The 13416-nt window shown below is 28.6% G+C and carries 14 protein-coding genes, 1 tRNA gene and 1 pseudogene; 8 read left to right on the plus strand and 8 right to left on the minus strand.

Annotated elements, in window-relative coordinates; genetic code table 11:
• Positions 1-23: 23 nt before the first annotated feature.
• Positions 24-98: transfer RNA gene (locus tag FMM58_RS07745), tRNA-Asn, on the plus strand.
• Between the two features lie 11 nt (positions 99-109).
• Here FMM58_RS07745 and cheQ read toward each other — a convergent pair.
• The 4 genes from cheQ to rpmI all read right to left on the minus strand — a co-directional run bounded on the left by cheQ (position 110) and on the right by rpmI (position 2228).
• Entirely contained in the window at positions 110-586 is a 477-nt protein-coding gene (gene cheQ, locus FMM58_RS07750; RefSeq protein WP_150140705.1) for a cheVAW transcriptional regulator CheQ, read from the minus strand.
• Between the two features lie 28 nt (positions 587-614).
• A complete protein-coding gene (locus FMM58_RS07755; protein ID WP_150140703.1) occupies positions 615-1478 on the minus strand; it encodes an HDOD domain-containing protein in 864 nt (287 codons plus the stop codon).
• A 119-nt stretch (positions 1479-1597) separates the two neighbouring features.
• Positions 1598-1951, minus strand: a complete 354-nt coding sequence (gene rplT / locus FMM58_RS07760) for a 50S ribosomal protein L20 (protein ID WP_150140701.1) — start codon at positions 1949-1951, stop codon at positions 1598-1600.
• An 85-nt stretch (positions 1952-2036) separates the two neighbouring features.
• Positions 2037-2228 (minus strand): 50S ribosomal protein L35, encoded by a 192-nt coding sequence (gene rpmI / locus FMM58_RS07765; RefSeq protein ID WP_150140699.1) that lies wholly within the window; start codon positions 2226-2228, stop codon positions 2037-2039.
• A gap of 130 nt (positions 2229-2358) precedes the next feature.
• On the opposite strand from rpmI, the gene FMM58_RS07775 reads away from it, so the two are divergent.
• The 3 genes from FMM58_RS07775 to FMM58_RS07785 are packed head-to-tail and all read left to right on the plus strand — an operon-like array spanning position 2359 to position 7296.
• On the plus strand, positions 2359-3477 hold the full coding sequence (locus FMM58_RS07775; RefSeq protein ID WP_150151120.1) for a hypothetical protein: 1119 nt from the start codon (positions 2359-2361) through the stop codon (positions 3475-3477).
• A gap of 41 nt (positions 3478-3518) precedes the next feature.
• Positions 3519-5378, plus strand: coding sequence for a motility associated factor glycosyltransferase family protein (locus FMM58_RS07780; RefSeq protein WP_150140695.1), 1860 nt, complete (start codon positions 3519-3521; stop codon positions 5376-5378).
• Between the two features lie 22 nt (positions 5379-5400).
• Positions 5401-7296, plus strand: coding sequence for a motility associated factor glycosyltransferase family protein (locus FMM58_RS07785; protein WP_150140693.1), 1896 nt, complete (start codon positions 5401-5403; stop codon positions 7294-7296).
• A 125-nt stretch (positions 7297-7421) separates the two neighbouring features.
• Here FMM58_RS07785 and FMM58_RS07790 read toward each other — a convergent pair.
• From FMM58_RS07790 to FMM58_RS07805, 4 genes and pseudogenes are all read right to left on the minus strand, one after another.
• Positions 7422-8165: pseudogene (locus FMM58_RS07790) on the minus strand (type II restriction endonuclease).
• A complete protein-coding gene (gene dcm / locus FMM58_RS07795; protein ID WP_150151126.1) occupies positions 8158-9138 on the minus strand; it encodes a DNA (cytosine-5-)-methyltransferase in 981 nt (326 codons plus the stop codon). Before dcm ends, FMM58_RS07790 begins: the two are co-directional and overlap by 8 nt.
• The gene (gene kdsA / locus FMM58_RS07800) at positions 9125-9940 is read right to left on the minus strand and encodes a 3-deoxy-8-phosphooctulonate synthase (protein ID WP_150151129.1); all 816 of its coding nucleotides are present in this window, start codon (positions 9938-9940) and stop codon (positions 9125-9127) included. The genes dcm and kdsA overlap by 14 nt, the downstream gene beginning before the upstream one ends.
• A complete protein-coding gene (locus FMM58_RS07805) occupies positions 9940-10863 on the minus strand; it encodes a DMT family transporter (protein ID WP_150140689.1) in 924 nt (307 codons plus the stop codon). Before FMM58_RS07805 ends, kdsA begins: the two co-directional genes overlap by 1 nt.
• A gap of 206 nt (positions 10864-11069) precedes the next feature.
• Between FMM58_RS07805 and FMM58_RS07810 the strand changes: the two genes are divergently transcribed.
• From FMM58_RS07810 to FMM58_RS07825, 4 genes are all read left to right on the plus strand, one after another.
• Positions 11070-11453: a hypothetical protein gene (locus FMM58_RS07810; RefSeq protein ID WP_150140687.1), complete on the plus strand. Its 384-nt coding sequence runs from the start codon at positions 11070-11072 to the stop codon at positions 11451-11453.
• A gap of 298 nt (positions 11454-11751) precedes the next feature.
• Positions 11752-12138, plus strand: coding sequence for an NAD(P)H-quinone oxidoreductase subunit 3 (locus tag FMM58_RS07815; protein WP_150140685.1), 387 nt, complete (start codon positions 11752-11754; stop codon positions 12136-12138).
• Positions 12120-12623 (plus strand): NuoB/complex I 20 kDa subunit family protein, encoded by a 504-nt coding sequence (locus tag FMM58_RS07820; RefSeq protein WP_150140683.1) that lies wholly within the window; start codon positions 12120-12122, stop codon positions 12621-12623. Before FMM58_RS07815 ends, FMM58_RS07820 begins: the two co-directional genes overlap by 19 nt.
• A 1-nt stretch (position 12624) precedes the next feature.
• The gene (locus FMM58_RS07825) at positions 12625-13416 is read left to right on the plus strand and encodes an NADH-quinone oxidoreductase subunit C (RefSeq protein WP_150140681.1); all 792 of its coding nucleotides are present in this window, start codon (positions 12625-12627) and stop codon (positions 13414-13416) included.

Here is a 13416-nt window from a genome sequence, read left to right on the forward strand (position 1 = left end):
TTTTAATATAATACAACTTTTATTCTGGATTAGCTCAGCGGTAGAGTAGTCGGCTGTTAACCGATTGGTCGTAGGTTCGAATCCTACATCCAGAGCCACTTTTAAAATTTTAATAATATCCAACACACATTGTATCAGTGATTTTAATGCGTTTTTCAAAGGGTGCAGGGCTAAAAAAATGGCATTTTTCTATATAAATATGCTTGTTATATTCAAGCCCTAAAAAATCATAAAAGGCCTTTAAATTTACAAATTTAATCCCACAAAGTTCTTTTATATCCAAAAGCTTATAAATGGCTGAATTATTTTTTGCTACAAGGTGAGATGGGGCTAAGGTAGTAAAAGAACAAAAAGCACTAGCTAGGACATAACCACTTAAATCATCGCATTTTAAAAGGGCATTTTTATGTTTTTCAAGTATATAATTTTTATGTAAAAAAATGATTCTTGTACCTTGATATCTTCCAACTTGAACCTTTTTCCAAAATTTATAAGCGTTTTTAGAAATATTAGCAAGTTTATGGAATTGAGCGTTTAAAATGTAATTGTCTAAAAATTCATTAGGAGGTAAAATAAGGCTTGTCATTTATAACAATCAAGCTTTAAAAGCTTGATTAATCTTCTTTGTCTAAATTTTCTACAGCCTTAGCTGGAAGTTTATCAATAAAGGTCTTTAATTTAAAAGGCACACCCACGCTAATAGCCTCTTTAACCAGTGCCACTGCGGCCTTAGCACGAAATGGAGAATTATTACTATAAGGTGCAAAGAGTCGGTCGGTGATTGCTAGGGCATAGGCTGCTTTTTTTATGCTATCATCGGCAGAATGTGGGGTATTTACAAAACAAATACTTTCTATAAGGCTTTCATCAAAATTCCACCTATGCAATAAAAAGCCTAAAAACGAAATATGATCAACACCTAAAATTTCATTTTCTACCATAGTTATATTTTTAAATTTATTTTTTTCTAAAAGGGCATAAAAAATTTTATCCTTCTTTTCTTGTATTAAAAAATTTGAAAAAACAATGATTCCAAGTCTTAAAAGCATGGCACAAGGAACAAGGGAGCGAGAAAGTCTTACATCTTCTTCGCCTAGCCAATGGGTTATAAAATTTACTTCTTCATTACAATTAGCCAAAAAAGCCTGGGTATCTAAGCCATAAGGGCTAACATCAATTTTAAAATTATCTCTTATTGAATTTGCTATAACTATATTTTTAATATTTCCTATACCAAGTAAGGTTATAATTTGAGTAATTGTGGTTATTTCGCTTGTAAAGCCGTAAAATGGCGAATTTGCAAGTTGTAAAAGCTTAGCTGTTACGACAGGGTCAGCTTGTATAATCTGGGCTACTTTTTTAGTATCAACCTCAGCCCCAGCCTCATCTGTATATTTTCTAAGTTTCATAACTGTATCAGGCAATGGAGGTAAAACTTCAACACTTTTTAGCAAAAGTTCGTTCATATCTTCATTCATAAATATTTCCTTAAATTGAAATGTATCATTATAGCTAAAATTTGATTTATTTATTATTTTATTTGATTAATTTATGAAAGATTTTTTTGTAAGTTGATGAGAAAAATTCTCATCAAACACTAAAGAGCTTTTTTAACCTCTTCAACTACCTTTGAAAAAGCATTTAAGTCATTCATAGCTAAATTTGCTAGAATTTTTCTATCAAGTTGAATATTTGCTTTTTTAAGCCCGTTAATGAATTTAGAATAACTTATATTATTAAGTCTGCAAGCTGCATTAATGCGAATTATCCACAATCTGCGAAAATCTCTTTTTTTACGTCTTCTATCACGATAAGCATAAACTAAACTTCTTTCAAGCTGTTCTTTTGCCTTTCTAAAATGCTTACGACGTCCGCTATAAAAACCTCTTGCTAGTTTTAGAATTTTTTTATGTCTGCGTCTTCTAACCACGCCTGTTTTTACTCTTGCCATTTTTATCCTTTCATAAAGTGGCGTCCAAATTGGAGCTTTCCCTTATATAAGGGGAGTTTGAATGACCAATGTCAAAAACTTTTTGCTATAAACATAGCATTTTTTCAACTGCCTTTACATTTGTGCTGTGAACATATTTTGTTGTTCTTAAATCACGCATTCTTTTAGCAGGTTTTTTAGTTAAAATATGGCTTCTAAAAGCTGAACCTCTTTTAATCTTGTTTTTACCTACTTTAAAACGTTTAACAGCACTTTTTACGCTTTTCATTTTTGGCATAACTTTTCCTTATAAATTTGTTTTAAGAAAAAAGGCTAATTTTACTAAATTAATTCTTTTTTTACTCTTAAATGCTTTTTTAAAATTGGCACATTTATTGCTTAATTTTGTTTAGCAATAAGGAGAATGAATGAAAGTTGATTCGGGTTTAAATTATCAAAACGTAGCCTATGCTTATGAGAGTTTAAAGACAAAAAATTCACTAAATAATAAGACAAAAGAAAACGAAAATAGTGGCTTGTATTTTAATTTTAATCAAAATTATGCTAGTGAATTTGGTTTTAGAATCGATGATAATGGCTTTTTTGAAAAAGAATTAAATAAACTAGCAAATATCCCAAATAACTACGATATAAATATTAAAAGCATTAGACTTATCACAAAAGAAATTGCTAGTAAGCAGGATAATATTAATTACGCCCATGTTGATTTACCTCAACTTTTAAATAAATATCACAATGCCCTATCAGCCGTAAATGATGAGTTTAATAGCAATGATGAAAGTTTATTTAACCGGTCTCAAATTAATAGCTTAGCCCAAGGTTTTTCTACTAGTAATGGTGATTTTATGGGTGATATTCAAAGAATTTATAATAATAAAAATGAGCTAAACAAGGTCCTTGAAAAGCAAAATAGTTTAAATACCTTAATGCTTGATAATAAGATTATAAATTTTCATTTTGACAAGGCTGTTAATGATACTTCAAATAATGAAATTTTAAAGCCTTATCTAAATAAAAGTGGTCAAATTTCAAAGTCTGGTTTATTAATGAATTTTATTTATCAAGATATAAAAGAAGCAAATAAAAATGAGTTAAGCTTTTTAAGCGAATATAATGGGCATGAAAAATTATATAAAATTTTACAGGGCGAAGAAGATATAGAAGAATATGTAAAAAAAAATAACGAAGAACAAATGAGTTTTGATTTATATCTGTATGTAAATAGCGTAGATAAAAACTCAGCATCAAAAGAACAATTATCAAGCCTTTATAATCAATATTTAGCTTATAGCAAGGATTTAGATATAAAGGAATTTGCAGATTCAAGTTCTACTTATCAAATTTATATTAACGGAGTGAAATCTGAATTTAAAAGCTTAAAAGATGAATACAACGCTCAAGATAAAGAAAAATTAGAACAAATAAGCCTACAAAGACAAAACGCCCAAGAAAAATTTATTTATAGAAGACAAAGACAAGCCAGTGTTGGCAAGGTTTTAAAGGCTTATTATTCTGTAATGAGATAAATTTAATATTTTTTTATTATAATTAAATTTTTGGAGTTTGTATGAATGAGATATTTTTTTTAAATAATACAAAAGCACTTTTTCAAGTAGATGAAATTTTAGCATATAAACTAAAAAGCCTAAAAAAGCCCTATACTATGAAAGTTGTAAACGAAGAGAACGTAGCAAATTTTAAAGATGATAATGGGCATATACTTTATAATAATGCAAAAGCAGAATTAAACGAACATTTAAATTTGTTTAATACAACTTATAAAAAATATCCCGTTTTGTTTTTTTATGGCTTTGGAAATGGAGCATTAATAAAACAATTATGTAAAAATGAAAAGCATAAACATATAGTAGTTTTTGAAGATAATCTTGAAATTTTAGCCCTAGCCTTTCATTTAAATGATTTTAGCAAAGAATTAAGTAGTGAAAAACTTATACTTTTTTATACGCCAAATATCACAACTGCCCAACTTAGCACCCTTTTTACCTATAATGAAATTCAAAAAAGCGTTAAAATTTATAATCTTTTCATACATAGCGATTTTTATATACAATTTTATCAAAATGAAATTCAAAAATTAAATTTAAAACTAGTAGATATTATAAGATTTATAGTAAGAAATCACGGAAACGACCCTATGGATTCACTAACTGGCATAGTCCATACCCTGCAAAATATCCCTAAAATGCTAACTCACACGCCTTTTAAGGAATTATTAAAAAAAAGAACTAGTAAGCTTAAAAATGCAGCTATTGTAGCAACTGGTCCAAGTCTTATAAAGCAACTACCGCTTTTAAAAGAATATCAAAACAAAGTTGCCATTTTTTGTGCTGATTCTTCTTACCCTATACTTTATAAGCATAATATAAAGCCTGATTATGTTTTTTCTCTTGAAAGGGTAAGTTTAAGTAGTGAGTTTTTTAATAATGATTTTGGCGAATTTGACAAAGATATAATTTTTATACTGGCCTCCTTAGTGCATGAAAATACCATTAAATATCTAGAAAAAAATAATAGAAAATACATGCTAGTACAAAGACCCTTGCAATCATCCTTAACCCTTAAGCTTGATGATTTTGGTTATTTAGGCGTTGGGGGAAGTGTGGCAAATATGGCATTTGAATTAATTGCCTTGCTTAAATTTGAAAATGTTTTTTTAATAGGGCAAGACTTAGCCTATGCAAATGATGGTAGTTCTCATCCAAAAGAACATATTTATGGAACACAAGGTGATGAAATAAGAGGACACCTTTACACAAATGCTTATGGAGGGGTTGGGCAGGTTAGAACGCAAATTACTTGGGAAGGATTTAGAAAGACCTTTGAAAGAGATATATTTTTTGCTAGGACTAAATTAGGACTTAGTACTTATAATTGTACAGAAGGTGGGGCTAGGATTGAAGGGTGCAAAGAACTTCCTTTTAAAAATGCTTGTGAGCAGTTTTTAACGCAAGATTTACAAAAGCCCTTTGAATTTGTAGATTCCTTTAATGAAGAAAAGATTAAAAAAATAGCACAAAGAATGAAAAAACTTATCAAAAAAAATCTCTTAGAAAGCAAAAATTATATAATTAAGGTCAATAAAGAACTAGACAAACTAGAACCAGAACTAAGGCAAGAAAACCCAAATTATAGTAACTTAAATAAGATTAAAGATAAACTTTTATCATATTTTAAAGACTTTAAAAAATTAAAACTTTTTAACGAGCTTACTAAGTCTTTACATTTTCACAACGAAGCAAATATAGTTAAATTTGAAGTTTTAAATGATGAAGAACAGACTCAATATTTGATAAATTTTTTACTCTCTCAAAGGCATTGGTTTTTACAAGGCTTATCGTACTTGCAAAAACAAAATGAAGTGATTGAAAAGACTTTAAAAATTTGGGAAAGTAACGATTTTGTTTAAGTACTCCAAAAAAGGATAAAAAATGATAAAAAATGAAATTTTTGAAAAAAATTTAGAAGCAATGCTTGGAAGGGCTAATAAAGATTTAAAAGAAGCCTTGTTAGAGATAGAAAAAACAAAAAAATTTAGCATAAAATTTGGCAAGGATAGCTTGGATATAAACTTTATAGACAATGAAACTGGCGAGTTAATGTATAAAGATACACTCTTAGAACTTCAACAAAACTTAGACAAATTTAAAGATTCTTCCTATATGCCTATTTTGTTTTTTTATGGCTTAGGAAATGGGATTTTTTACAAGGCATTACTCAAAAATACCTTTCATAAAAGAATAATAGTTTATGAAAAAGAACTTGAACTTATATATTTAGTGCTAAGCTTATTTGATTTTTCACAAGATTTATATAGAGGTAGATTGATTATTATTTATTCTAAACACTATCACTATGCTATTGCAAATGCTTTATTTAATATAAAAGACTTTGTTTTATTTTATAGAACCTATAATATTAATTTACATTGTGAATTTTATAAAAGATATGAAGAAAATATAAAAGAAATTAATAAATACAATCACCAAGTGATAGTTACAAGGTCCCTTCAAAGAGGGAATGATCCTCGTGATGCAATGATTGGCATTGACCAAATGCTTTATAATATGCCTTATATGCTTTCAAATTTAAGCTATAAAGATGTTATTGAAAAAAGAAGAAATATCTCAAAAAATGCTATCATAGTAGCTACTGGACCAAGCCTTGCAAAGCAACTTCCCTTACTTAAAAAATACGCTAAAAATGCTATAATCTTTTGTGCCGATTCTTCTTATACTATTTTACATAAACATGGTATAAAGCCTGATTATGTAGTATCCCTAGAAAGAGTACCTTTAACTAGTGAGTTTTTTAATAATGATTTTGGCGAATTTGATAAGGATATTATCTTTATGGTACCTACCCTAACGCATCCAAATACCATAAAATACCTTGAAAAATATAAAAGAAACTATGCTGCCTTTTTAAGAAATTTACCCTTTGCTATATCTTTGAAACTTGGAAAAAGATTTGGTGGCTTAGGAGGAGGAATGAGCGTAGCACATGTTGGATATGAGTGTGCACAAGCTATGGGTTGTACAAATATCATTTTAATAGGGCAAGACTTAGCCTATGCTAAGGATGGAATGTCACACTCAAAGGATTATATGCTAGGAAGTGATTTTGATACAAAAGAAGAAATAGACCATCAATTTGATACCATTGCTTATGGAGGAGAAGGCATTGTTCATAGTACTAAGGTTTGGACCGTGTTTAGAAATCTCTTTCAATCTTACATAAATGCAAATAAATTTTTTGTTAATACTTATAATTGTACAGAAGGTGGGGCTAGAATTGAAGGTGCCACTGAAAAGCCTTTTAAAGAAGTTTGCGAAGAACTGCTTACAAGTGAGTTAAAAAGACCTTTTAAAAGGGTAAAAAAGATAAGTAGAAAAGAACAAAATGAACTAATACTAAATACCTATAAAATAATCAAAAAAAATATGAGTTTAAGCATGACCTTTAAAAAAACAACTAAAAAGCTATTAAACCAAATTCAAAAAATAACCCTTAAACACGATGCAAATAAATTAAAAGAAACCATTGTCGCCATTGATAAATTTAGAGAAAAACTTGCAAATAAAAGATATGAGTTTTTATTTGAGATTTTAGGATCTACCCTTTATCACGAACAAAATTTACTATCCCCTATTTATGCAAGAAGTGTAAAAAATGAAGGCGATAAACAAAATAAAATGCTTGCTTGGGTTTATGCACATGAATCCTTACTTGAAAGTATAATCGACTTAATAGATGTCCAAAACGAACACTTAAAAATTTCTATTATGCCTTTACAAGACGTGCTTGAAAAAAGAAAGTTGATTTAAACTTTATTTTTAAATTTATTGTGTTTATTATCTAAAATGTCAAAACAAAGCCCTTAATAGCTTTGTAGTTAAAAAAATGTTATGTTTTTAGCTGGTTTATAAATTTAAGCTTATTACTAAATTTATTAAAACAACTCACAAGGATTTATTTTAAATTGTAGCATTTTAGCAGTTTTTCTGCCATTATCCCCGCCCTTTCTTTGCATAGTAATTTTACCAATTTTTAAACTACCTTGTTTAGAAAGTTCTACCTTGCCACTATAAAAATTTATTACTTCATTAATGGGTTTTAAAATCCATTTTAATGGCTCTTCTTTGATTTTTAAAATCACTAAAAACCATTCACTTGCAAATTGTCCACGTCCTTTTAAAATATCATTTAAAATTAAGGGTTGATTTAAAGTGAAAAAATCAATAAGTAAGCTTTGTTCTTTCAAGTCAAATTCATTTAAAAACATTCTACGACAATCTTTGGGATTATTGATTTTTGGTTCTTTTTCTCCAACAAAATATTGTAAAAGTTCTAAAATATCATCTGGTATATTCCACAATTCTTTATAAGATTTAAGCTATCTTTTATCAATTTGATTAAAGCCACTTGGATTTGAAACAAGTTTTACTTGGATATTTTGTATATCTTGTAAATTTTGAAATTTAATTTGTATTAAAATAATTACTTGCACATCAGCCTTATAACTTTCTTTAATTTTTCTTGCTTGTACTTGTGTAATTTCTTTTAAATTATAATTCATTGCCTTAAGCCATTCTTGTGCTAATAAATTATTTTTCCAATCATTAAAAGTAGCTACTACAAAATTTTCATTTTTAAAACCATTTTTTGCTGTTTTTGACCCTAAAATTTTATCCATTTATTTTCTTTATATTATAGGCTAAATTTTCAATAACATTTACACTCATTGCGTTACCACATTGTTTTAAAAGATTGTTTTGACTAAGATTTGAAATTTTATATTCAAGCTTTTCAATCTTATCAAATCCTTGTAATTTAAGTGCTTCTAAGCCATTAAGCTTATAAAGATTTTTATTAAAAACATATAATATTCCTTGCCTATCTCTACGCAGAGTTGGAAAATTATTGCGATATAATCTTAAATCAGATTGCCTAGTATCAAGCACTAAATAATTTTCTTTTAAAATATCATTTAAATTTATTTTATTACCAAATTTTTTCTTATTATATTTATTTTCTAGATAGGCTAAAAATGTTTGATAGTTTGTCGTATTTTTATCAAAAATATTTTTCTTGCTTGGAGATAAAAAATCATTTAATTTAACTTCTTTTAATATACTTGGTGCTTCAAAATAAAATTTTTTATTTAAATTATTTCTAATACCTATAAAATATATCCTTTCTCTACTTTGTGGCAAATTAAAATTTAAAGAATTTATTAAACGATAAGATACCTTATAACCACAATTTTCCAAAAGTTCTAAGATAATTTTTAAAGTCTTGCCCTCATTGTGATTGATAAGCCCTTTTACATTTTCAAGTATAAAAAATTTAGGTTGTTTTATTTGTAAAATTTTTGCTAAATAATAAACAATTTGTCCCTTTTGTGTATTTTCAAGCCCTTCTCTTTTGCCAACAATGCTAAAACTTTGACAAGGAAAACCACTAATTAATAAATCAAAATCGGGCAAGAATTTAGGATTAATACTAGTAATATCCCCAAATTCTAATTCATTTGTAGTATCAAAAAAACTCTTATAAGTCTTAATAGCCTCTTTGTCAATTTCACTAAAACCTAAGCATTTAAAACCATTAAGCGTAAGTCCTAATCTTCCACCACCAATGCCTGAACAAAAATCAATAAAGGTCATTTAAGCTATCTTGTATCCTAAATATACTTTCAACGCATTTTTTTAATCGTTTAATATCAAGCATGTTTAGACCATCACATAGGGCATCGCAAGGATTTATATGAGTTTCAAAGAAAAAGCCATCTACCCCAACCCCAGCAGCTGCCCTTGCAAGAGGTTCTACAAATTCGCTTTTTCCCCCACTACTTCCTCCTGCTGCCCCTGGCATTTGTACGCTATGGGTTGCATCAAAAACAACTGGGGCAAACTCACGCATTATAACTAAACTTCTCATATCTACAACCAAATTTCCATAGCCAAAACTAGAACCTCTCTCAGCTACAAAAACTCCATTTTTCCAAGCTACTTCCTTTCCTTCTTCTTCAATGCCCCTAGTTTGAAGCACCTTTTTAACGCTATATTTTATATCATAAGGGTTTAAAAACTGTCCTTTTTTGATATTTATCTTTGCCCTTGTCCTTGCAGCACTTACAAGTAAATCAGTTTGCCTACATAAAAAGGCTGGAATTTGTAAAACATCAGCAACATTTGCAGCTATTTCTGCTTGGCTATTTTCGTGAATGTCAGTTAGAATTTGCATATTAAATTCTTTTTTTACACTTTCAAGTACTTTTAAACCATCATCAATCCCAGGTCCCCTAAAGGAATTTATACTAGTGCGATTTGCTTTATCAAAGCTTGATTTAAAATAAAAATCAATCCTTTCATCATCTCTAAAACTTTCAAGTTCCTTTGCAACCTTAAAAACTAAATCCTTGCTTTCTATTACGCAAGGTCCTGCTATTAAAATCATTTTTTGCATTATTTTTCCCTTTTTTTCTTTTTAATAACTAAAATTAATCCACCGACAATTATACCTAATATACCTATAAAAACCATAAAGCTTGGTAAATTATCCCCTAAAATAATACCAACTATTAAAGAAAAAAGCACGTCTAAATAGCTAATCCCGGCCACAATCCCAGCTTGTTTTGCTATGCCATAAGATTTTGTAGCATGAATTTGATAAAGTGTTCCAAAACAACCCATTAAGGCTATTATAAACCACTCCCATATGTTTGGCATTACAAAGGCTGCTATTATAAAATCAAATTTTTCATAATGATAAAATTCCCCTAAAATCATAGAAATTAAAGGCATTATAGTGCCTATAAAGATAAAAGATAATGCGATTTTTTCTGTAGTATAAAATTTTCTAAGTTCTCTAACGCTAGTTAAAGCAAGGGCTGCAAAAAAGCCGCTTAAAATACCTAGACTTGAGTTTTTAAAATCAAAGCCAGTATGAATTTCATCATTTGCAAAGGGTTGAACTATAAAAAGTACGCCGATAAAGGCTATAAAAATTCCTAACCAGCCCTTTATGCCTATATTTTCTTTAAAAAATAAAAAAGCTATTAAGCTTATAAAAATGGGTGCAGTTTTTTGAAAGGCAAAAGCCCCACCAAGCGTTATATTAGATACATTATAAAAAAATAAATACAAAGACAAAGTCCCAAAAATTCCTCTAAAAACTAAGAGTAAAAAATGCTTACCTTCTTTATGAACCTTTGATTTTTTAATCAAATAAAGCATAAAAACAAGCCCTATAATATTTCTAAAAAACATTAATTCAACAGAAGGAATATCAGTGCTTAAAATTTTCACACAAGCACCCATAAATGCAAAATCTAAACAAGCAAGTATCATAAAATAAATGCTAAGATTGTGTTTTATTATCCTTAACATATTAAGCCTTATAAAAAATCTTGCAATTGTAGCTATTTTTTACTTAAGTTAGAAAAAAGGCAATATTAAATTTAACTTAAAGCATTGCCTTTGATTAATATTTTATTAAGCAAAAGTTTAGTAAAGTTAAAAAGTCTATTTAATGCATTTAGCATTATTAAACGCCTATTAATAGGCAAATTCTAAGAATTCATAAAGGAGAAATTATGAAAGCAAAAAAGAAAAAAGAATTAGCTGATAAAATCAAAGAAGCTATAGAAGAACAACTCAAAGAAAGGGCCATAGAACAAGAAAATGAAAAATGGAGCTTTGAGGAACGTTTAGGTGAGATAAAAGAAGCTATTTGCATTCGTTTAGATGAACTTCACAATCTTAACATTTTGGAAACTATGGAAAGATTGAATAAAACAAAGCTTAGTTTTTTCTCTGAGAAAGATATAAAGACTAGAAAAGATATCATTAAAGATATAAAAAATCTTTTAGAAATTCTAGTTGAGATAGATTTAAAGGTCGAATTACTTGACAATCTTATCAAAAAAGATAAGGTCCCAACTGATATCGCACCAGCAATAAATGCAAATACTATTTAAATTTAAGGCTTTAATTTTTTAAAGCCTTTTGTAACTTTTTGTAATCTTTCTTATTTTTTATTCTAAAGTTTTAAAAAATGCTTTTTTAAGTTTTATTTAATAAATTCTTTTTACAAAAAAAGAGATAAAATTTATACTAAATACTATTTTTAAATATATTAAAAGCATTTAACAAAAATTTAAGCCTTTAAAATGTGAAAAATTGAAACAAGATTATATAAAAATAATAAAGCTAAATTTTTATATAAGAATTTTTTAGTAAAATACAATTTTATTAAAGACAAAAAAGGTTTATAAAATGTCTGTTAGCACTCAACACCCATATTTTGGTATTTTTGCTATGTTAGCCTGTGCTGTGATTATATTTTTTGGATTAGTTTTTTTAGCAGCTAAAATAGGCAATAACCTAGCAGCTAAAAATCGTAAAAAATTAGGACTTGGAATTTATGAGTGTGGTCCAATCCCTGTAAAACAAGCTAATAAAATAAATTCTCAATTTTTCGTAGTAGCCCTTATTTTCATACTTTTAGATATAGAAGTTGTATTTTTGTTTCCATGGGCACTTATTTTTAAGGATTTAGGCTGGTTTGGGTTTTTAGAAGTGGTTGTTTTTATATTGCTTTTAGGCATAGGATTTTTATATGCTTATAAAAAAGGAGCTTTTCAATGGCAGAGCATCAAGTAAATTATACAAATGGTTTGCCTGTTGTTTTAACAAGCGTTGATAAATTAGTTCAATGGGGCAGAAGTAATTCTTTATGGGCTCTATCTTATGGCTTGGCCTGTTGTGCTATTGAAATGATGGCAACTGGTGCCTCGCGTTATGATTTTGATCGCTTTGGTACTATTTTTAGGGCTAGTCCAAGGCATTCTGAGGTGATGATAATAGCAGGTACTTTATGTAAAAAACATGCTGAATTTACAAGAAGGTTATACGACCAGATGCCTGATCCAAAATGGGTTATTTCTATGGGAAGTTGTGCAAATACGGGTGGTATGTTTAATACCTATTCAACCGTGCAAGGTGTAGATAGAATAATACCTGTTGATATTTATGTACCAGGCTGTGCACCAAGACCTGAAAGTTTTCAATTTGCCTTAATGATTTTACAAAAAAAGATACGAAAACAAAAGGCAAGTCATAAAATTCAAGTAAAAAGGCTAATTTAAAATGAGAAAATATACAAATAAAAAAAACGCTCAACTTAAAAATTATTATCAAGATAGATTTTATCACGCCCCAAGCACTACAAAAATAGACATTAAAGAAAGTAAATTTAAAGATGATTTTGAAGTTTTAAAAACACAGATAAATATTATATCTTCCTTTGTTGAGCTTGATTTTTGGGTACTTTACATAGAAAAAGAAGATAATGTTAAAACCTTAAATTTACTTAAAACCCTTGGATATTTAAGCTTTACAGAAGCAAGTGCTATTGATTTTATGGAAAGTAAAAACGGCTTTGAAGTGTTTTATCAACTTTTAAATTTAGAAAATAAAACAAGGGTTAGGGTAAAAACCTTTGTAGGTGTAAAAGAAAGATTAAATAGTGTTACTAGCGTATTTAAGGGGGCAAATTGGAGTGAGAGAGAAATTTATGATATGTTTGGAATTTTTATCATAAATCACCCAAATTTAAAACGTATCTTAATGCCTGATGATTGGTATTCTCACCCACTTTTAAAAAGCTATCCTTTGCAAGGTGATGAATTTGCAAAATGGTATGAGATTGATAAAATTTTTGGCAAAGAACATAGAAAGGTAGTGGGGGCTGAACAACGAGATAGTGGCTTTGTAAATGAAAAAGATACTATAAATTTCGCAAAGCTTTACCATGAAACTCCAAAGGGTCAACCTAGAGTTCAAAACGTTAGCAAGCAAGAATACCAAGAAGAAGAAGGCGTTGCCTTTGTTAAAAAGCTAAAGAGAGCTAATAAAAAAATACTAAATACAAGGCGTTAA

The sequence above is a fragment of the Campylobacter sp. LR291e genome (assembly GCF_008633915.1).
GTDB lineage: Bacteria > Campylobacterota > Campylobacteria > Campylobacterales > Campylobacteraceae > Campylobacter_D.

Excerpts from the sequence above, each read along its gene's own strand:
- FMM58_RS07775 (WP_150151120.1), top strand. The coding sequence starts at position 2,359 with ATGAAAGTTGATTCGGGTTTAAATTATCAAAACGTAGCCTATGCTTAT.
- rplT (WP_150140701.1), bottom strand. The coding sequence starts at position 1,951 with ATGGCAAGAGTAAAAACAGGCGTGGTTAGAAGACGCAGACATAAAAAA.
- dcm (WP_150151126.1), bottom strand. The coding sequence starts at position 9,138 with ATGACCTTTATTGATTTTTGTTCAGGCATTGGTGGTGGAAGATTAGGA.
- FMM58_RS07815 (WP_150140685.1), top strand. The coding sequence starts at position 11,752 with ATGTCTGTTAGCACTCAACACCCATATTTTGGTATTTTTGCTATGTTA.
- FMM58_RS07785 (WP_150140693.1), top strand. The coding sequence starts at position 5,401 with ATGATAAAAAATGAAATTTTTGAAAAAAATTTAGAAGCAATGCTTGGA.
- rpmI (WP_150140699.1), bottom strand. The coding sequence starts at position 2,228 with ATGCCAAAAATGAAAAGCGTAAAAAGTGCTGTTAAACGTTTTAAAGTA.
- kdsA (WP_150151129.1), bottom strand. The coding sequence starts at position 9,940 with ATGCAAAAAATGATTTTAATAGCAGGACCTTGCGTAATAGAAAGCAAG.
- FMM58_RS07820 (WP_150140683.1), top strand. The coding sequence starts at position 12,120 with ATGGCAGAGCATCAAGTAAATTATACAAATGGTTTGCCTGTTGTTTTA.
- FMM58_RS07780 (WP_150140695.1), top strand. The coding sequence starts at position 3,519 with ATGAATGAGATATTTTTTTTAAATAATACAAAAGCACTTTTTCAAGTA.
- FMM58_RS07755 (WP_150140703.1), bottom strand. The coding sequence starts at position 1,478 with ATGAATGAAGATATGAACGAACTTTTGCTAAAAAGTGTTGAAGTTTTA.
- FMM58_RS07825 (WP_150140681.1), top strand. The coding sequence starts at position 12,625 with ATGAGAAAATATACAAATAAAAAAAACGCTCAACTTAAAAATTATTAT.
- cheQ (WP_150140705.1), bottom strand. The coding sequence starts at position 586 with ATGACAAGCCTTATTTTACCTCCTAATGAATTTTTAGACAATTACATT.
- FMM58_RS07805 (WP_150140689.1), bottom strand. The coding sequence starts at position 10,863 with ATGTTAAGGATAATAAAACACAATCTTAGCATTTATTTTATGATACTT.
- FMM58_RS07810 (WP_150140687.1), top strand. The coding sequence starts at position 11,070 with ATGAAAGCAAAAAAGAAAAAAGAATTAGCTGATAAAATCAAAGAAGCT.